General features: G+C 33.7%; 19 protein-coding genes and 1 pseudogene. 6 read left to right on the top strand and 14 right to left on the bottom strand.

Features of this window, described 5'->3' with window-relative positions:
• Positions 1-31: 31 nt before the first annotated feature.
• A complete protein-coding gene (locus AC3IS5_RS08590) occupies positions 32-1,264 on the top strand; it encodes a MerR family transcriptional regulator (RefSeq protein ID WP_489427414.1) in 1,233 nt (410 codons plus the stop codon).
• 48 nt (positions 1,265-1,312) lie between these two features.
• Here AC3IS5_RS08590 and AC3IS5_RS08585 read toward each other — a convergent pair.
• The 3 genes and pseudogenes from AC3IS5_RS08585 to AC3IS5_RS08575 form a co-directional block, all read right to left on the bottom strand.
• Positions 1,313-1,420, bottom strand: a pseudogene (locus tag AC3IS5_RS08585) (GNAT family N-acetyltransferase); the annotation flags it as partial.
• A 213-nt stretch (positions 1,421-1,633) separates the two neighbouring features.
• Positions 1,634-2,305 (bottom strand): FMN-binding negative transcriptional regulator, encoded by a 672-nt coding sequence (locus AC3IS5_RS08580; RefSeq protein WP_489427413.1) that lies wholly within the window; start codon positions 2,303-2,305, stop codon positions 1,634-1,636.
• 160 nt (positions 2,306-2,465) lie between these two features.
• Positions 2,466-3,368 (bottom strand): DMT family transporter, encoded by a 903-nt coding sequence (locus AC3IS5_RS08575; RefSeq protein ID WP_489427412.1) that lies wholly within the window; start codon positions 3,366-3,368, stop codon positions 2,466-2,468.
• A 161-nt stretch (positions 3,369-3,529) separates the two neighbouring features.
• On the opposite strand from AC3IS5_RS08575, the gene AC3IS5_RS08570 reads away from it, so the two are divergent.
• Positions 3,530-4,906, top strand: coding sequence for an aminotransferase-like domain-containing protein (locus AC3IS5_RS08570; RefSeq protein WP_489427411.1), 1,377 nt, complete (start codon positions 3,530-3,532; stop codon positions 4,904-4,906).
• A gap of 426 nt (positions 4,907-5,332) precedes the next feature.
• Here AC3IS5_RS08570 and AC3IS5_RS08565 read toward each other — a convergent pair whose 3' ends face one another.
• The 6 genes from AC3IS5_RS08565 to AC3IS5_RS08540 form a co-directional block, all read right to left on the bottom strand.
• The gene (locus AC3IS5_RS08565; RefSeq protein ID WP_489427845.1) at positions 5,333-5,461 is read right to left on the bottom strand and encodes a DUF3953 domain-containing protein; all 129 of its coding nucleotides are present in this window, start codon (positions 5,459-5,461) and stop codon (positions 5,333-5,335) included.
• Positions 5,462-5,773: 312 nt separating this feature from the next.
• Positions 5,774-6,049 carry a DUF4190 domain-containing protein gene (locus AC3IS5_RS08560; RefSeq protein WP_489427410.1) on the bottom strand — a complete coding sequence of 92 codons (276 nt, stop codon included), beginning with the start codon at positions 6,047-6,049 and terminating at the stop codon, positions 5,774-5,776.
• A gap of 283 nt (positions 6,050-6,332) precedes the next feature.
• Positions 6,333-6,758, bottom strand: coding sequence for a GNAT family N-acetyltransferase (locus AC3IS5_RS08555; protein WP_489427409.1), 426 nt, complete (start codon positions 6,756-6,758; stop codon positions 6,333-6,335).
• 26 nt (positions 6,759-6,784) lie between these two features.
• Positions 6,785-7,825 (bottom strand): serine hydrolase domain-containing protein, encoded by a 1,041-nt coding sequence (locus AC3IS5_RS08550; protein ID WP_489427408.1) that lies wholly within the window; start codon positions 7,823-7,825, stop codon positions 6,785-6,787.
• A gap of 141 nt (positions 7,826-7,966) precedes the next feature.
• Positions 7,967-8,209: a hypothetical protein gene (locus AC3IS5_RS08545; protein WP_489427407.1), complete on the bottom strand. Its 243-nt coding sequence runs from the start codon at positions 8,207-8,209 to the stop codon at positions 7,967-7,969.
• Between the two features lie 367 nt (positions 8,210-8,576).
• Entirely contained in the window at positions 8,577-9,407 is an 831-nt protein-coding gene (locus AC3IS5_RS08540; RefSeq protein WP_489427406.1) for a GNAT family N-acetyltransferase, read from the bottom strand.
• Between AC3IS5_RS08540 and AC3IS5_RS08535 the strand changes: the two genes are divergently transcribed.
• Positions 9,403-9,684, top strand: a complete 282-nt coding sequence (locus tag AC3IS5_RS08535) for an HXXEE domain-containing protein (RefSeq protein WP_489427844.1) — start codon at positions 9,403-9,405, stop codon at positions 9,682-9,684. The genes AC3IS5_RS08540 and AC3IS5_RS08535 overlap by 5 nt on opposite strands.
• 151 nt (positions 9,685-9,835) lie before the next feature.
• On the opposite strand, the gene AC3IS5_RS08530 is transcribed toward AC3IS5_RS08535, so the two are convergent.
• A complete protein-coding gene (locus AC3IS5_RS08530; RefSeq protein WP_489427405.1) occupies positions 9,836-10,606 on the bottom strand; it encodes a class I SAM-dependent methyltransferase in 771 nt (256 codons plus the stop codon).
• Between the two features lie 470 nt (positions 10,607-11,076).
• Between AC3IS5_RS08530 and AC3IS5_RS08525 the strand changes: the two genes are divergently transcribed.
• The gene (locus AC3IS5_RS08525; RefSeq protein ID WP_489427404.1) at positions 11,077-11,925 is read left to right on the top strand and encodes a DegV family protein; all 849 of its coding nucleotides are present in this window, start codon (positions 11,077-11,079) and stop codon (positions 11,923-11,925) included.
• A gap of 162 nt (positions 11,926-12,087) precedes the next feature.
• Here the strand turns inward: AC3IS5_RS08525 and AC3IS5_RS08520 are convergent, their stop codons facing one another.
• The 3 genes from AC3IS5_RS08520 to AC3IS5_RS08510 are packed head-to-tail and all read right to left on the bottom strand — an operon-like array spanning position 12,088 to position 16,133.
• Positions 12,088-13,590, bottom strand: a complete 1,503-nt coding sequence (locus tag AC3IS5_RS08520) for a sodium:solute symporter family protein (RefSeq protein ID WP_489427843.1) — start codon at positions 13,588-13,590, stop codon at positions 12,088-12,090.
• Positions 13,591-13,638: 48 nt separating this feature from the next.
• Positions 13,639-14,394 carry an SDR family NAD(P)-dependent oxidoreductase gene (locus tag AC3IS5_RS08515; RefSeq protein WP_489427403.1) on the bottom strand — a complete coding sequence of 252 codons (756 nt, stop codon included), beginning with the start codon at positions 14,392-14,394 and terminating at the stop codon, positions 13,639-13,641.
• Positions 14,391-16,133, bottom strand: a complete 1,743-nt coding sequence (locus tag AC3IS5_RS08510; RefSeq protein ID WP_489427402.1) for a methyl-accepting chemotaxis protein — start codon at positions 16,131-16,133, stop codon at positions 14,391-14,393. The genes AC3IS5_RS08515 and AC3IS5_RS08510 overlap by 4 nt, the downstream gene beginning before the upstream one ends.
• A 496-nt stretch (positions 16,134-16,629) precedes the next feature.
• On the opposite strand from AC3IS5_RS08510, the gene AC3IS5_RS08505 reads away from it, so the two are divergent.
• Both AC3IS5_RS08505 and AC3IS5_RS08500 read left to right on the top strand, forming a co-directional pair.
• Positions 16,630-17,106 carry a DUF2975 domain-containing protein gene (locus AC3IS5_RS08505; protein ID WP_489427401.1) on the top strand — a complete coding sequence of 159 codons (477 nt, stop codon included), beginning with the start codon at positions 16,630-16,632 and terminating at the stop codon, positions 17,104-17,106.
• 9 nt (positions 17,107-17,115) lie between these two features.
• Positions 17,116-17,325, top strand: coding sequence for a helix-turn-helix domain-containing protein (locus AC3IS5_RS08500; protein WP_489427400.1), 210 nt, complete (start codon positions 17,116-17,118; stop codon positions 17,323-17,325).
• A gap of 131 nt (positions 17,326-17,456) precedes the next feature.
• Here the strand turns inward: AC3IS5_RS08500 and AC3IS5_RS08495 are convergent, their stop codons facing one another.
• The gene (locus tag AC3IS5_RS08495) at positions 17,457-17,816 is read right to left on the bottom strand and encodes a VOC family protein (protein ID WP_489427399.1); all 360 of its coding nucleotides are present in this window, start codon (positions 17,814-17,816) and stop codon (positions 17,457-17,459) included.
• Positions 17,817-17,827 lie beyond the last annotated feature (11 nt).

The following is a 17,827-nucleotide window of genomic DNA, read 5'->3' as shown; positions in this document are numbered from 1 at the left end:
AACTCCACTTTTTTATTAAGGGGGGACATATATGAAAATCGGTACATTCGCAAAATTTTTCCATGTATCAAATGATACTGTTCGTTATTACATCGAACTTGGTTTGTTACTTCCGGACAAAAAAAACACCCAGTATCAAATGAATCAATCATGCCACGATGATATGACTTTTCTTACTAAGCTAAAAAAATTCCATTTTTCACTTCAGGAAATTCAACAAATACTATCGTATCAGCGTGTTACAAATTTCATGGACCATGAAGATATAGACTACTACAATACCTTGCTAATTGATAAAAAAAACCAGCTAATCCAGAAAAAAAATGAATTGTCAAAGGCAATCCAATTAATTGAAAAATCGGTTCGTCCCAGTTATCCTGCATCCAAAGAGGAAAATTTGACAGGAGTCCCGCTAGCCTTTGTAAATATTCTCTATTGTCCAAAATGCCGCATCCCACTTGAAATGAAAGATGTGTCGATTAAAAATAATTCCATTCAAAAAGGATGCTTAACTTGTACTTGTGGTTACGAAGCAGTTATTGAAGAAGGTATTATCATCACCGCGAACTTGTATGAGACTTCTCCATATCCGTCCTATTTTTACGACATACAAACAATTAAAGAGATGAATCACAGTATGATAAATTTATTTGAAAAAGGTAACTTTTGGTTTCAAAAAGCACTGCAAAGTATAGATTTGAAAAACAAATTAATTGTGGAAACCAACATTGATGCTTTTGTGACACTACCCAAATATATTGGTAATTTTGATATGAGTGCATCCTATGTATTCACCGGCTACTCACTTGCGATGCTCAAGAAGGTTAGAAAAAGGATTGAGGGTATCAATCCTAAGCTTAACGTACTTTATATTTTGAATTCTGATTTAAACCTGCCATTGAAACCCTTTAGCATCGATGTTTTTGTGGACAGTTTCACGACAAATGATTTTTCATTACTCAACCCACAGTTTCCCATACATATTCTAAAAAACTGTTTCCACAGCGATTCAATCATTGTTGGGGGGTACTCTTATTATGACAACTCGTCTAAATCATTGAGAAATATTTCATCCATATATCCAGATTCTCACCAACACATTTTATATCCAAATTACATAAAGGAGAATTTATTAGTTAATGGATTTCAAATTACACAAAGCGAAAATATTGGTTACTGTACAGATCCGGGAACTTATTTTGATTATCATGTTAAGGATGAAAAGTTCCACATGTTTATGTATTTAGCCGGTTCGGTAATGTAGAATAGAAAGACACATCTCGCCCAATTTAGGGCGAGATGATGTCCTTACTTATGCAGATATACTAGCTGATGGATAGTTTGAATAAAGAATAGTATCAACTGCACCTATGACAAAGTGATTTTTGGCATAAAAATAACAAGCTGAAACATTAATATCTGCACATGCAGATGATCAGCACGGTATCCACGAAGCTACAACACTCCGTTTATTCGTCTAAGATAAAAGCCTTTTGGAAAATCATCGTCTTCAGATAGTATCTCCTATGCTATTGTGATGGAGCTTGATGTCGCAGTAAAAGATTCCCCGAATAACCTTTAGGCTGAGCTAGATACCCCATATATTCCGTCACCAAATTGATCTAAAGGGAGTTCAAAAAAGAGCGTTAATCCTTATTTGATTAACGCTCCTGTAAGTGCAGTACCATTCAACATTTTTTTTTAGGTTTGCTTTCATTAATAATGAAATCTGTTGCTCATCTGTATTAGAAATTTGTTCCAATTGATTAACAATTAATTCTTTTCTCTGCAATGAATGGTTTTGACTTAACTTTGCTTTCCCTTCTACTTTGTTAATTTTTATTTTGAATCCTTGAACTCCTTTGTTCATACTAGCGAGAAACTCAGCATTTACATCTTGCAAACTGTATGAACTGTCAGGAGATTCGTACTTCGCTACCATATCATGTAGGGAGTTCATTAACTCTTGTTCATCCTCTAGCAGTTCGACTTCTCCGTAAACATGAACAGTCACATAATTCCATGTTGGTACTGCTTTATTGGTCTCATACCAAGATGGGGAGATATAACAATGCGGACCATGAAAAATAGCTAAGACGGTTTGATTTTTGATGTCTTTCCACTGAGGATTAGGACGAGCAAAATGTCCATATAAGTATGAATTGTCATTGTTCAAAATTAAAGGTAAATGAGTCGCAAAAGGCAATCCATTATGTTGAGAAAAAAGTGTCGCAAAACTATGTTCCTTCATAATGTCGAAGGCAAGTGTCTTGTCTTTAATATTAAAATGTGCAGGAATAAACATGTTTTTTCTCCTCTCAAAATCTGTTCTTATCATTAAATTAATAATTTCTCTAAAGGATAACGCTTTATTAACTACAATTCTCTATATTCATGACAACTTCTTCATTTAGTCCTTCTATTAGCTATATGGAGTTCTTTAGCTATCTCCATTGAACATACAGTTAGTTTTTCTCTGATGCATCTCCTTTTTTGGATACGGGAGCATTTTTACCAATTAAAACAGAAAAGACAACAATCACTGCTGTGACAAGAGTGAACCCAGTGATGGATTCATCTAGAAAAACAGTTGCAAATAGAATCATCAAAAATGGTTGTAAGTATTGAATCTGACTTACTCTTGCTATCCCACCCATAGCCATTCCACTATACCAAGCAACGTATGCTAGAAATTGACTCACTACTGCAAGATAAATAAAACTAACCCAAGCATGCATTGGGGCATGGAGCATTTCAGTTGTAAGCTGTAACCCAACTGGAATAATGAAAAATGGAGCGCCGATCATAATTGCCCAAGCAATTACTTGCCAACTACCTAATTCTTTCGCTAATATCCCACCTTCTGCATAACTAAGTCCAAGTATAATCACTGCTGATAGTAAAGCTAAATCGGCATATTGTAATTGACCGAATCCAAGATGAAGTGCATACATAATGACAGCTAAAGAGCCGATTATACTTGAAATCCAGAATTTTCGAGAAGGACGTTCACCTGCTCTAAATATAGCAAATCCGGCTGTTGCTAACGGTAACAGGGCTACTTCCACAGCTCCATGAGAAACAGGCAAGGATTCCATGGCCCAAGAAGTAAGGAGAGGAAATCCTAAAACTGCACCTACGGCAACAATGAGTAGACTTTTGAATTGGCGAAGGGAAGGGAGTTTTTCTTTTTTCACAATCAATATCACAGCTACTAAAACAGCAGCAACAACGGTTCTTCCTAGACCGACGATCGTAGTCCCAAAATATTCTACTGCAATACTTGTAGCAGGGAGTGTTAGGCTAAAACAAATGACACCTACTAAACCTAACAATAATCCGAATTTCTCTCTACTTTCTCTCTGCATCTTATCCTACCTCCGTTTTTTATTTTGTATCACATCTGTATCATTTTCTACTTTTCCGTAAAAAATGTTCTGGTATAATTAGGATTATAATAGGTACATAAGATGAAAATAAACCATTTCTTTTCCCATCTGACCTGGTACAGATAAAGGAGGATTAATATATGAATTCAAAATATATTAAGATAATGGAAGAAATTAAGCATCAACTAGCAGGTGGATCACTCATTGCAGGTAGTAAACTCCCTTCTGTTCGTCAGTTTTCCGAGTATTTTTCATGTAGTAAAAATACGATTATTAAAGCATACACTGAACTAGAAAAGGAGCATTTAATTTATACGGTTCCTAAAAGCGGCTACTATGTTGTGAATGATTTTCAAAAAGCGGCGGATGAAAATGAGGTGATTGATTTCTTGTCTGCCGGTCCAGACAAAAACGTTATGCCATACGTTGAATTTCAACATTGTATGAATCAAGCAATTGATCAATATAAAGAAGAGCTTTTTACATACTCTGATCAACAAGGGCTTTACTCACTACGAGTACAGTTGGTGAAATATTTTCAAACTTTACAGGTGTTTACTCAACCGGAAAGATTAGTCGTTGTATCTGGCTCGCAACAAGCCCTAAATTTATTAGTTTCTATGCCCTTTCCAAATGGAAAAAACAATATTTTAATCGAACAGCCTAGTTATTTCGGAATAATTGAGTCTATCAATCTGCATCAAGTTACTACTTTTGGGATTGAGTTAACTATGGAAGGCATTGACCTTGACCGTTTGGAATATATTTTTCGCAATAATGATATAAAATTTTTCTATGTTATTCCGAGATTTCATAATCCACTTGGACATAGTTATACGAATAGCGAAAAGAAAAAAATCGTGGAATTAGCTGAAAAATACGATGTATATATAGTCGAAGATGATTTTTTAGGAGACCTTGATACAAATGCAAAATCAGATCCTTTATTTTCTTTTGATCCTTCTGGGAGAGTGATTTATATAAAAAGCTTTTCGAAAATTTTCCTTCCTGGGTTAAGGATTGCTACTATCGTTCTTCCTGCATTAATGATTAACAATTTTTTACGATATAAATTTACTTCAGATTTTAATAGCTCAACACTTTCTCAAGGTGCATTAGAAATCTATTTAAAAAGTGGTATGTTTAATAGTCATCTCAAAAAAATAAAAGAGGTATACTATACTAAAATGCAAATCCTTCAGGAAGCATGTGAATTATTGCTACCAGCAAATACTCATTTTTCTAAACCGACTTCAGGGTTCTATCTATCCATCAGTTTGCCCGAGAATGTAACAGCAAAACAGGTAGTTCATATGTTAAACGAGCAGCATGTCTATGTTGATGATGCCTCTAGGATGTTTTTACCAGAATATAAAAAAGAAAATATCCTTCGATTAAGTATCTCTCAAGTGAACGAGAGTCAAATTAAACTAGGGGTAGAACGATTGGCTCACTGTATTTTTTCAATTGACAGTAGAAAAAAAAATATTACTCCAAATAACTTATTAATCATTTAGTATGGGGAAGTTTATATAGAGGGTTGCATCACAGGATTATACGAATTTCAACCCATAAGTAAATATAGAAAAACGTTTGTTTATAATGACGTAGAATTTGAGCAATCGTTTGAGACATGTTGACACTCCAAATCTACAAACTTTTAAATAAAGTAAAACCCTCTCAAAACGCTGATTTTTGAGGGCTTTAATAAACGCTCCCTTAGGATGCGCAAAACTGAAACCATATTAAGCTTCTCCACTTATTGGACTAAACTGCCCTTTTACTTGAAGAAGACAAAGGCTTCACTCCATATTGCATATATGGCTAAATTAAAAGTTAGGGAAATGAATTTAAGGAGTGGATACGTGAGATGATTCTTCGACACGTGATGTAACAAATTCCTTGTTCAACTAAACTTCCTTTTAGATGAATATTACTTCATGTTAATCAATCATGCCTTGAACCGCTGAGGATAAAATGATTAACGAAATGCACAAATAGAAGATACCCCACACTAAACTCTGAGTTCTTTTATATTCTCGCAATCCTATTATTAGAAACATTACACTCATAAGTATGAACATCATTGGTAGTAAGTTGTAGTTTTCCGTAACCTTACCGTAAATACTAATTAACATTACAAGGATTGCAAAAATTATTTGAAATAACATTAAAATATCAAACTTTTTTTCTTTCATTTTTTATATCTTCCCCTGTCCTTTGTTCAACTAATCGATGATCGAAATACTCTTTCTTTTCGTCTACATCCAAATTATAGCATTTATTATTCAACTTTCCTGCCCCTTTACTTGAATAAGAAAAAGGCTTCACTCCATATTGAAGTAAAGCCCCTGTTACTTGAAGAAAAAACCCATTACTGTTTCTTAATTATTTCCTTCATTGGTTAATAGTGAAAATGATGCAATTGATACAACCATAAGTAAAACTAGAAGAATCTGAATACAGATTCCTATGATACTACAAATCTTACCTGAAATAGCCAATCCTTTCCCTTTTTCACTTGAATGGTCAATCTCTCTCATACTTTTAGATGATAAAATAATTCCAATAATGCCAAGGATTAATCCAACAAAAGGTATAAAGATGGATAATATCCCCAGAGCAAGTGATGCAATAGATTTACTATTTGTTTCCCCCATTTTATCCCCCTATAAATGAAAGTGTTTTATTATTTAACTTATTACAAAAATCATAATCCTATTCTAAACACACGAACTGTCCCGTTACTTATTTACTCTACTTATTTTCAACTACTTCGACGTCCATCCCAACATGCCTGCTTCTTAGTTGAAGAAGCAAAAAGAGCCATTAAGTTACTTCAATGATTATACCTTCTGTAACTAAACTGCTGCGTTAGTACAAAAGCGACTGCTCTATTGAACAATCGCACTCGTTACTTTTGAAGTGAAAAGTTCACAAAACTTAATTTGGTTTACTAAAAACCCAGTTTTTGAACTCGTCACTTTGTTCTTGTAAATTCCAACCTGATTTATAATAATATTCATTGAAATTGGAATCAGTAGGACATAGTGCAACAATAGGTAATTCATTTAACGTATTTAACATCTTTTTTAACAACCCTTGACCACGATAAACGTCGCTTATCGCAAATTGATACAAAGAAATTTTGTTTTGTGTTTTTTTTCGGTAAAACCGAAATGCTCCTACTACTTTACCGTCTACTGTTGCCACTATCATTTGATTTCTTCTTATTGCTGCTTTAATTCCAAGAGGACATAAAAACTCTTCAGAATAAACTGCACTGTTTTTACGATCTAAATTTTTGTTGAAGAAATTTATAACTTCAGATATTTGAGTTGGATTCGCTAAAGCTATTTGTATCTTCATCCCATCCCCCCTTGAAATAACGCTTTTTATGACATAAGTGATTTATATATATCTCCTATAATTCCTTCCATTTGATGAACACCTAATTCTGCATTCGTCATGATGACTGCCCCTTTTTCTATGTGCGAAAATGCTACCATCATACATTGAAAGCCTACTCCCCAACCGAGTGATGTAATTTCTAATTCTCTTTCAGAGCCTTCAAGAAACACACCTAATCCAGTCCAACTCTTACCCTTTTGAGGTGTTATCATTTCTTTTGCTAATCTTTCTGAAATGCCAATTTTACTTTCTCCTTTTAGAGCATTCAGTAGCTCAAGAACTAATCGAGCTAAATCTAAAGAAGTTGTCCATAATCCAGAAGCTGCTGGGTAAGGATTTATAGGATGCTTTCCATCTACCAATTCACCGTTTTTATTATGACCACAAGAGAATTCTTTTTTATCCATCTCTAATATTGTTGTTGTATTTAAATGGCTATTATTCATTCTTAATGGCTTAAATATTAACTCATTCACCACTTGATAAAATGGCTTTTCAGTAACATCTTCAATTAGTTGCTGGACAACACAAAAACCTGCATCTGAATAGTGAAATTCACTCTCTGGTTCACACTGCACTTTAATAGGAACATTACAATAAGGCGTTTCCCCCTCTAATACATCAACCATTGAAGGAACCCTGATTTTTGAATTTAGTTCAGAAAAACTACCTTCAGGGTCTTTAATTCCAGATTGATGACTAAGTAAGTTTCTCAATGTAACACTTTTATTTTTAGTGAATTCATTTTCTGGTACTTTCCACGATACAAGTCTAGTATTTATATCCTCATCTAAATCAAGAAGTCCTTCCTCTATTAGCTTTATAGCAATCATTCCTGTTAAGAACTTGCTAATGGAACACGAACTAAAAATAGAATTTTCATTTACTCTTCTATCGCTTTCTACCTCTAGTAAACCGTAATTTTCTGTTCCGCTAATTTGACCGTTCTCAAGCAATGCAATACTTATACCTGGGACATTATAATGTTTCATTTGTTCTTCGAAGTTGATATTTTTTAATTTCATATTTATCCCCCTACAATAGAGTTATTAACAAAATTGTAACACGAATATATGTTCTGTTGTATGTATTTGGAAAAAATATTTGGTTAACACGCTGCTTTAGTTCAATATATTATTTATCTTTTAAGTGGATGGATAAACTATCTATTTTTCCGGATATTTATCGGTGAAATATTCCACCCCATCTTCATCAACTATAATGCGTTCCCCTATTTTTTGAAACTTTAATGATATACCATCGTCAGCAGTAATATAATACTTATCTTTTTTTGTTTTAATTTTTACATTCTTATATCTTATTTCATTAAACTCTCCCAGAACGGCATTATCTGCTTCAATTTTTTTATCTATAATTGTTTTTCCTTCAGGTTCATGATTAAAAATCACTAGATCTTCACCAATAACTACAATCGTCGGGCTATTATTATATTTAAAGCCTACATCTTCAAAATCACTAGCCTTTGCTTCGTATGAGTATCATCTTCCGAACACGCTGCTAATAAAAAGATAAAACTAATACTTAAAAATAATAGACCCATCTTTTTCAAATCTATTCCTCCTCTTTTTTCACATGTTTATAATCCGTATTTCAGCATCCTTTCTAATATTTACGTTTAGACGGTAAGAACGTTTCAAATATTACCATATATCCAAAAAATATCTAATGTAACCTGTTCCTTTTGTTGAATAAAAAAAGAGCTGTCTGAACAGCTCTACGATCTTCTACTAAATCCCCCGTTAGTTGAAGTAAAAATTACTTAAAAGGAAAATCATATCCTATATAGTTATATACATTTTTGAATCCTATATTTTCTGCAACTGCAATAGACGGCTTGTTTGATTCCATACAATCCCAATACGGAACAATATTATTATTTAGACAATCGTTTACGAAAGATTTAGTTATTTTTTGGGCTAACTTTTTCCCTCGATGTCCTTCTATAGTTTCAATGGTTACAGCATGTACATTTCCAACGACAAAACCTGAAAAACAAATACTTACAATTTCATCTTTGTAAATCATACAATATCCTATACCTTCACTAAAGAACGTTTCAGAAGAAGACCAAAACTCTAAAATTTTGGAGTGTAAAAATTCAATGTTTTTTATTGAGTAATCATTGTTTTCAAAGAGGGTTTCACAAATTTTCACAACCTTATATCCTTGTTCAATGGCAAGTTCATAGTTGCATTTATAATCATCCTTTTTTAACGTATATACCCTCTGATTCCAACTTCCTAATTTACGGCTTTTAAGCACTTTTTTAATAGTTGTATTCCATTTACTGTGATTACCAATACCTTCAAACCAATTTAATCCAACTTTTATCGCTTCTGGTATGATTATCTTATCAATAAAATTGTTTAATTCGTTATTGAACCCTTCATTTTTTTCATCCCCAATAAAGATAAAGCCATCATTATTACCTAACCAAATAAGTCCAGAAGTAGGCAGATCAATATCATCTACAAATACTCGACCTGGATTTACTCCTTCAATTACTGCTTTTGCTTCTAATTGACCTTGCTCATATAACAGTTCTTTACACTTATAGAATTCAAACTTTTTCAACTCTGAAATCATACGCTACCCTCCCCACCTAATACTAATTTTACCATCCCTACAAAGGTTTTCTTCTTTAACTAAACTGCATCTTGGCCAGGCAATATTTTTCCGTTCCATAACTCCAGGAGCGATAACCTCGTTAATAATCATACTTCCATACAGTTTAGTGTTATATAAAGCTTTGTTAGTAAATGAAGTCATAACGTGGAAGATCATTATTATAAGTCTACCTTTTGGTTTTCTTATAATTCCTCTTGCTTTATTTGCTCATTGGTTAGGGAAAAGAGTTATATAATTATAATAAAGGCTTTTAATTGATATTTATGAGAAATCTTCAATAACTTCTACCACTTCAATTATTCCGTTAATTTAAAGCTCAGGTATCTTCTTCTAAAATACATATTAGTAAAATTAATATTTATTCTTATGTACAAAAGACCGTTACATTAATCTTTAAGACGGCAATGAACAACCATAGAAACACTATCTTTATTAAATCTTGTCTTTTTCCATGACCCATAAAGCTCGACTAATTCAAAACCATTTGATTTAAGAAGTCTCTCTAATTCCAAAGGATATGTATAACGTAACAAAATAGAGTCTTTATTTGTACTAATCAAAGTACCATTTTCAATAATTTCACTTGTAGTTGTACAATGCAAAATTTGTGTACTATGGTCATATACTTCAAGATGTTTTTCAATAACGATTTGTTTATCGTTAATTGTATTTCGTTCAACCGTTTCTTCAACAGTGGCTAGTTCTTTCAAAATTGGATTACGAGTGTCAAAGATAAAGGATCCTTCTGATTGTAAGTATGCTTTAACCGAAGTAAACAGATCATCTTGACTCTCATTTGTTAAAAAGTGCTGAAAAGAATTTCCTGTCATATAAATCAGTGGTGAAGTGATAGGTAAATTTAATTTTGTGCAATCCTGCTGCATAAACTGAATGTTTAAATTTTCTATTTCGGCTTTGTTTTTAGCATGATTTAACATACCATCATGAATATCTATTCCATACATTGTATGTCCTTTTTTTGCCATTGGAATCGTCAAACGACCTGTTCCACAAGCCAATTCAATAATCGGTTGATTACTATCTTGGGCACACTCTAGAATGAGTGCTAAATCTTCCTGATAGTGATTATACAATTCATCATATTTTACAGGATCAGTGTATTTTTCTAAATTCCCTTCAAAAATATCTAAAGTCAAATAAATTCCCCCTATTCAATAAACTAATTATACGAACAACACATGCTTCGTCTACCTTTTCAAGAAAGCACTAACCTGCCCCTGCCCTTTGGTACATTTCTTCACAATCTACGTAATAATATTAACATAAATATCCAATATAAAAACCACCTCAACTCTATGAAATCTAAAGACATGCGATGATTTTACTCAAACTTCTTTCAAAATATATCCAATCTCTTTCACAAAGCTACACTACGACACTCAATTAAACACATCCTATCCAATATTTTCACTAGTAAATTATTTTTCCGTAAAGAAATTTATGTTCAAATTATGTCACAAAAACCGAAATTTCGACTTTATATGACATATATCACTTTCAACTTGTTCCTAACCTGTTGTACATTTACGTTAATAGATGGTTTGTTCCACCTTTTCTTGCGAACGTACACGCCATTACATTACATCTAAAGGGGAAAAATATAAACATGACTAAGAAGATTGCTTGGGTTACTGATACAGCTGCACTGCTAAACGAGACATTTATAGAAAAGTATAAAGTTCATGTTTTGCCATTAAACATAGTTTTCTCTGAAGGCGCTTTCAGAGAAACAGTTGATATGACACATGATGAATTTTATGACAAACTCCGTACCGCTAAAGTTCATCCAAAAACATCACAGCCAGCTATCGGGGAAATGGTCGAGCTTTACAAAGAATTAAAGGCTGAAGGCTATGACTGTGCTGTGGCCGTGCATACTTCTAGCGATTTATCTGGAACATACCAAAGCTCTCAAACTGCTGCACAATTGGCGAATTTTAAAGTTTACTCAATTGATTCGAAGATCGGCTCATATCCAATGGGTAAAATGATTAAAGACGGAATTACACTGGTTAATAAGGGGCATGACATAGAGGAAGTTGTTGCTCATATTGAAAAAATGACAGAAAATGCTGAGCTATCTTTCATTCCATCTAGCTTAAATCAACTGCATAAAAGTGGACGTGTATCAGGTACTAAAGCATTCTTAAGTAATTTATTAAATATAAAAGTGGTTATTTCATTTGATAACGGGAAAGTGGTTATGAAAGAAAAGGTTCGAGCTGATAAGCGAGCGAAAAAGTATGTGACATATTTACTTCGGAACGATATGAAGAACGCAGATATCAAAGAAGTCGCCGTCATCAATTGTAACAATGACAAGGATGCTCAAACCTGGAGAGATGAACTATTACAAGAATTTCCCGAGCTTAAAGTGTTAGTCTTACCACTTAGTGCATGTGTTGGCGTACATGCTGGTGAAGGTACGATTGGACTTAGCTGGGTGAAATGCTAAAAATAAATGAATGAGACCTTTGATTAGCATTGCAGTTTAGATGCTAACAAAGGTCTTTTTTTACTTCTTACTAGAAAAATAGTTGATGTCTTAGAATACAAAACATTATTTATTAAAAAACAGGACATGCTCATATGCATGCCCTGCTACCATCTCTGACCTTTAGTTATTTGTTGAATTAAAACTTTTTAACTCTTCTTTACTTCCTACTTCATCAAGTGATTTATCTTTCTCGATTTTATGCATATCAAGAACATGTTGTGTAGGTGGGATTATGAGACTTATGATGACAATTGTAATCCCAGAAATCACTACTCCAGAAAAACCTGGATTGAACCATAGCTCATTCAATAACCCAATAAAACCATCCGAATCAATTTTCGGTCCAGGTACATGAGTAAGTGACGTAACAATATAATATACAAGACCAATAGAAATACTCGCCCATACGGCAGGCGTACTCACACGCTTCCAGAACGGCCCTAAGACAATTGGCCAGAATATCGTTACAAACACAATATCCCAAGCTAAGTATGCTAAACCAACTACTTTTTGTGCACTAACAGCTAATACTAAACCTAATCCCGCACTTACTAGAATCATAATTCTCGAGAAAATTAATAATTTCTTTGGATCTGGATTTTTATTGATGAAATCTAAATAAACGTTTTTCGTAATAATACCTGATGTTGCTACGTAACATGCTGCAACTGTTGACATCCCCATCGCTGCCATTGCAGTTAAGAATATCGCTGATAACAGTGGTGGGAAATAGCCTTGTGCAAATGCTAACATCAGGGTTTCAGGATTAGAGCTGTTTGGATAAATTGTTTTAAACGCTTCTCCTAACATGCCCGGAATCCAACTGATAGCAATAATAACAGAACCTGCAATAATCATACTTAGTTGAGCTACACGTGGACTTTTTGCCGCTGCAACTCGTTGCCCTAAGTCTACTGCTGGAATATCACCAAGTGCTAATATTAAATAGAGAGTCCAGAATTCAACTCCACCTCTATTAAACAATTCATTTACATTCCACCATTCAGGGTTAAATGTAATATCAGGATAGTAGAATATGATAAATACAGCTATTCCTAGAATCCCAGCAATCGCTAATGCGCCCTGAACGATTTCTGTATATGCTACAGCCCATAAACCACCAATTACAGAATATAGAGCTGTTAAAGAAACAAACAATAATGCTGCTGGTAAAAAATCGATTTGTAAGAGGGTTTGAATAATATAAGTACCCCCTACAGTTAGAGCACCAGCATTGAAAACGCCGAATGCTACTGCCATTACTATACCAGTATACGCACCTAATTTTTTACTACCATATCTTAAGCCGTAGTAATCTGCTAATGTCCAACCTCTTAATCTTCTAAGAGGTTTAGTCCAGATTAGAGCTCCTAAAATCATACATGTACCTAGACCACCCATTGTTGCCGATCCTTCAAAGCCACCACTTGTATAGCCTGAACCGACCGCTGCAAAGAAGAATGGTGCTGCCAATAATGCAGCTATTAAACTACCTGTTACAACTGATAATGGCATACTCCAGCTTGCTACAATTAAATCTTCCGCTGTTTTAACACGTTTGTACCCTTTAAAACCAATATAATAAATAAAAATTAAATATAAACAAAATACGACAATATTCATCAATTTCCAAACTCCTCAACTAGTTCATTATCCGTTCATTTCCGTCCATTATCCGTTCATGAGAATGCCGCCATTAGGTCCCAGTATTTGCCCCGTATAAAAATCTGCATTTTCTGAAGCTAAAAATAAGACACTATTGGCGATCTCTTCTGGTTGTGCTAATCTCTTTAACGGATATTTTGCTGCTTCTTCTTCGATATAATTGTCACCGAAGGCTTGTAAAATATCTGTAAGTGTTCCACCTGGAGCTACAGCATTGACGGTAATATTTGGCGCTAGTTCTCTTGCTAAAGATTTTGTGAAAGCACTAATACCGCCTTTTGCAGCTGAATAATGTGAAAATTCTTCACAGCCTAAGCTTGCTAACTCAGAAGAAATGTTAATAATTTTACCTTTAGCTTTTGCCTTCATTCTTGTGGCTGCTTCTCGGCAATTGTAAAAGGTACCGTAAAGGTGTACTTTTATCATCTTATCCCATTGCTCATCTGTCATCTCTGTAATGGGTGCATTTTGCGCAATTCCCGCATTGTTAACAACAATATCAATTTCACCTAGTTGAGTATCCATGTATTTAAACATTTCTCTTACTTGGCTAGAATCTGATACGTCCGCATTGTATTTTAATGCTTTTGCACCGTATTCCGATGCCAGCAAACGAACTGTCTCTGCCGTTTGATCGTCTCCAACATAATTGATTAATACATTGGCACCTTGTTTAGCAAAGGCTAGTACTATTGCTCGCCCTATACCCGTGCTTGATCCTGTAACTAGCACATTTTTTCCAGCAAGTCTTAAGTCCATCATTTTTTATCATCCTCTAATTCAAATTTAGTAATAAGTGCTTGTAATTCCTCAGCTGTTTGCCCTAATGAGGCAGATGCTTCTTGTACTTCCTGCATAGCTAATAATTGATCATTCGTTAACTTGGAAACACTTAATGAAAATTCAGCCGAGTGTTGTGATGATACTTTCAAATTATTGACTGTCGCTGCCACTTCTTCCGACGAAGCAGATATTTGTTGTGACGCAGCAGATATTTCCTGAATTTGTTCTGCTACATGTTTAGCAGAATTGAGTATTTCTTTAAATATCGCTCCTGCTTGTGTCGTATAATCCAATCCAACTTTCACATTTTCTTTTCCTTTTTCCATAACCTTTACGGATGCATTCGAATCTACTTGAATTTCATTAATAATCTTATAAATTTCTCCTGCAAAATGAGACGATTGTTCCGCTAACTTCTTAACCTCACCGGCAACTACCGCAAATCCTTTGCCGTGCTCTCCTGCTCTAGCCGCTTCAATGGCAGCGTTTAATGCCAATAAGTTTGTTTGATCAGCTATATCAGTTATAAAGTTTACGATTCCACTAATTTTAGTTGAGTTACTATTCAAACCTTTAATTGTTTCATCCATTTGATTAACGGATTCATTAATTAAATTCATTTGACCAATTACTTGTTGAATGACTTCATTCCCTTGCTTAGCTGCATTTGAAGTTAGGTTAGAAGATTCAGAAACGGTATAGGCTGATTCTGCAATTCGATGTATTCCTTCAGCCGACTCTTCCATTGCTGTGGCTGTTTCTTCTGTCATTATCAACGATGTTTCAGCATTTCGAGCCATTCGATCCATCTCGTTAGATACATTAGTAGAGTTCTTATAAGATTCTGTCGCATTGGCAGTTAGTTGCGTTGCAGATGATGCAACTTGATTTGACGTATTTTTGATATTCATTATGACATGCTGTAAATTTGAAACCATCGTTTTTATAGACTGTGACAGTTTACCAACTTCGTCATTTGTAGTCTCAAGTTCTACATTTTTTAAGTCACCATTCGCCACTTGATCTGCAACCGTAACTGCTTTATTTAATGGTTTAAGCAGGCGATCGATAGTGAAATAAAGTACAAATAGTAAAATGATAAGTCCGATGATTGCCGTGATTATTTGTTTTGTTACACTTTTAGTAATAATCGTCTGAATATAATCTGCAGAATAATCGATACCTAATACTGCAATCGTCTTTCCATTTCTGTCTTTCAATGGACTAAAAACAGTTCTCCATTTACCAAACTGATCTTCAAAAATTGGCGTTACCTTTATTTGATCATTTTTAAATACAAACTTTGCAGTTTCCAAATGAATTGGAGCAATTTCAGTAAACAACTCACCGGCATTAAACGCTTTTTCTAAATTTTCCGTATATCCGATATTAGTAACACCTTCAGGCCCCATCTTCCATATATAGCTCCAGTAAATAACACCTTGTTTTTCCTTTATGTCCTCCAAAGTGCTTTGAATTTCTTTAAACTGTGGATCATCATTTCCCTTAATGGAAAGTAAGTTTTCCACATCATTAGGAGCAAGGTTTTTTGATGTTAACAAACCGACACTTTTTAGTTCTTGTTCGAGATTTTTATCTAACTGAGTATGTAATTGCGTAATACTTTGTATCGTTAAAACAGTGAAAAGAGTTAAAACAATAATAGAAACTGTTAATAACAACTTATTCTTTAATGAAAAGTTTTTAAAATATCGCATAATAAGTAATTCCCTCCTTTTTTATTTTTATGTAATAACGAAAAAAACTATCCCTGAACGAAATAGGCAAAATAAAAACTAGAACAGAGACTAATCTAGCATTTTTTTAGCAACTTGGTTGTCATAACAACATCACTTTAGACTCATGGCTATTGCAACCCCATTTTTTAGTTGCCTATTATCCTCAAAAAATATATCATGATTTCTAATAGTTGGCAATGAAATATGTTAATAGAATCACAAATTTTTATATTATTTCCACTAAATTAACTAATCATTAGCAATATAAATACGTATATAGTCACACCGTATAAATAGTAGACATATCCATTTAATGTCATAATCAATGCAGCTTGGAGAATGATATTAGTTGGAAAATTAGTATTTTCTTGTTATTCAGAATAATTAATTTATTTATCGGTATTTAGTAAAATAATATTGATAATCGATAAATATTTGTGTATTATGTAAATAACAATAAAGAGTGAGGTGCTTTATGAAAAAAGGAACAAAACTTGGTTTAAAGGTGACTATCTTTATTATTGGGTTAACAATCCTTGCACTATGCGTATTTTTGTTACCTGACTTGGCAAGAAATGCAGCAGAGATGAATCCAGAATTCTCATATCTTAAATTACCTGTTCTTTTAGGTTTGTACATTACTGCTATACCTTTTTTTCTTGCTTTGTATCATGCTTTAAAGCTTTTAAACTACATTGAAAGTGAAAATACTTTCTCACATCTAGCTGTTATTTCTTTAGGAAATATTAAAACTTGTGCATTCACAATAATTGCCTTGTATATAATCGGTTTAATTTTCCTTTTTCCACAAAATGCTTTACACCCAGGAATCGCACTTATAGGATTTGTAATTATTTTTGCAACAATCGTTATTTCACTCTTTACGGCAGTCCTTCAGGAACTTCTTAAAAGTGCAATAGAGATAAAATCAGAGAATGACTTGACAGTTTGAGGTGATTAAATGGCGATCTTAATCAATATAGATGTGTTGTTAGCAAAAAGGAAAATGAGTTTAACTGAGCTTTCGGAGAGAGTTGGCATAACGATGGCAAATCTTTCGGTTCTTAAAAATGGAAAGGCAAAAGCAATCAGATTCTCAACTTTAGAAGGTATTTGTAAAGCTTTGGACTGCCAACCCGGGGATATTTTAGAATATAGAAATGAAGATTAGATTTCAATTTTGATTTTGTGGACAATTAAAAATAGAGCTGCCTCTACTCATTAGTAGAAATAGCTCTATTTTTTTGAATACTCTATACTAATGTTATTGCAAAAGACTTACGAGCGTATTCATTTTCACCATCAATCAAATTGTAAATACTCTAAGACATTCCCAAAAGGATCTCGGAAGCTAATAAATTTACCTGGAGGGCAATCACTTGGCTCATCTACAATGAAATCAACATTATATTCTTTTAAAGTTTTAACTGTTTGATGAATGTCCTCTGTTTTTAAGGCTAAAACAACTCCTGTATTATTGCTTTCAGGACTGTATGTAGACTGTTCTGATTCCTCTAAGACTATCGGTAAATCTCCATGAACGAGAGTTACAATGTTAGGTCCATATTGTTTGTTTACCTCAAACCCTAAAACAGTAGTATAAAAGCTAATTGCTTCTTTAATATTTGGCACATAAATGCTAATCACACAGATTTGGCTCATGATTCTTCCTC

This window comes from Viridibacillus sp. KH_047 (genome assembly GCF_057838945.1).
The sequence above is the reverse complement of the archived record's forward strand: the minus strand, read 5'-3'. Positions and strand labels throughout refer to the sequence as shown.

Coding starts and splice junctions, on each gene's coding strand:
- AC3IS5_RS08590 (WP_489427414.1), top strand. CDS start 32: ATGAAAATCGGTACATTCGCAAAATTTTTCCATGTATCAAATGATACT.
- AC3IS5_RS08580 (WP_489427413.1), bottom strand. CDS start 2,305: ATGTTTATTCCTGCACATTTTAATATTAAAGACAAGACACTTGCCTTC.
- AC3IS5_RS08575 (WP_489427412.1), bottom strand. CDS start 3,368: ATGCAGAGAGAAAGTAGAGAGAAATTCGGATTATTGTTAGGTTTAGTA.
- AC3IS5_RS08570 (WP_489427411.1), top strand. CDS start 3,530: ATGAATTCAAAATATATTAAGATAATGGAAGAAATTAAGCATCAACTA.
- AC3IS5_RS08565 (WP_489427845.1), bottom strand. CDS start 5,461: ATGAGTGTAATGTTTCTAATAATAGGATTGCGAGAATATAAAAGAACT.
- AC3IS5_RS08560 (WP_489427410.1), bottom strand. CDS start 6,049: ATGGGGGAAACAAATAGTAAATCTATTGCATCACTTGCTCTGGGGATA.
- AC3IS5_RS08555 (WP_489427409.1), bottom strand. CDS start 6,758: ATGAAGATACAAATAGCTTTAGCGAATCCAACTCAAATATCTGAAGTT.
- AC3IS5_RS08550 (WP_489427408.1), bottom strand. CDS start 7,825: ATGAAATTAAAAAATATCAACTTCGAAGAACAAATGAAACATTATAAT.
- AC3IS5_RS08540 (WP_489427406.1), bottom strand. CDS start 9,407: ATGATTTCAGAGTTGAAAAAGTTTGAATTCTATAAGTGTAAAGAACTG.
- AC3IS5_RS08525 (WP_489427404.1), top strand. CDS start 11,077: ATGACTAAGAAGATTGCTTGGGTTACTGATACAGCTGCACTGCTAAAC.
- AC3IS5_RS08520 (WP_489427843.1), bottom strand. CDS start 13,590: ATGAATATTGTCGTATTTTGTTTATATTTAATTTTTATTTATTATATT.
- AC3IS5_RS08515 (WP_489427403.1), bottom strand. CDS start 14,394: ATGATGGACTTAAGACTTGCTGGAAAAAATGTGCTAGTTACAGGATCA.
- AC3IS5_RS08510 (WP_489427402.1), bottom strand. CDS start 16,133: ATGCGATATTTTAAAAACTTTTCATTAAAGAATAAGTTGTTATTAACA.
- AC3IS5_RS08505 (WP_489427401.1), top strand. CDS start 16,630: ATGAAAAAAGGAACAAAACTTGGTTTAAAGGTGACTATCTTTATTATT.
- AC3IS5_RS08500 (WP_489427400.1), top strand. CDS start 17,116: ATGGCGATCTTAATCAATATAGATGTGTTGTTAGCAAAAAGGAAAATG.
- AC3IS5_RS08495 (WP_489427399.1), bottom strand. CDS start 17,816: ATGAGCCAAATCTGTGTGATTAGCATTTATGTGCCAAATATTAAAGAA.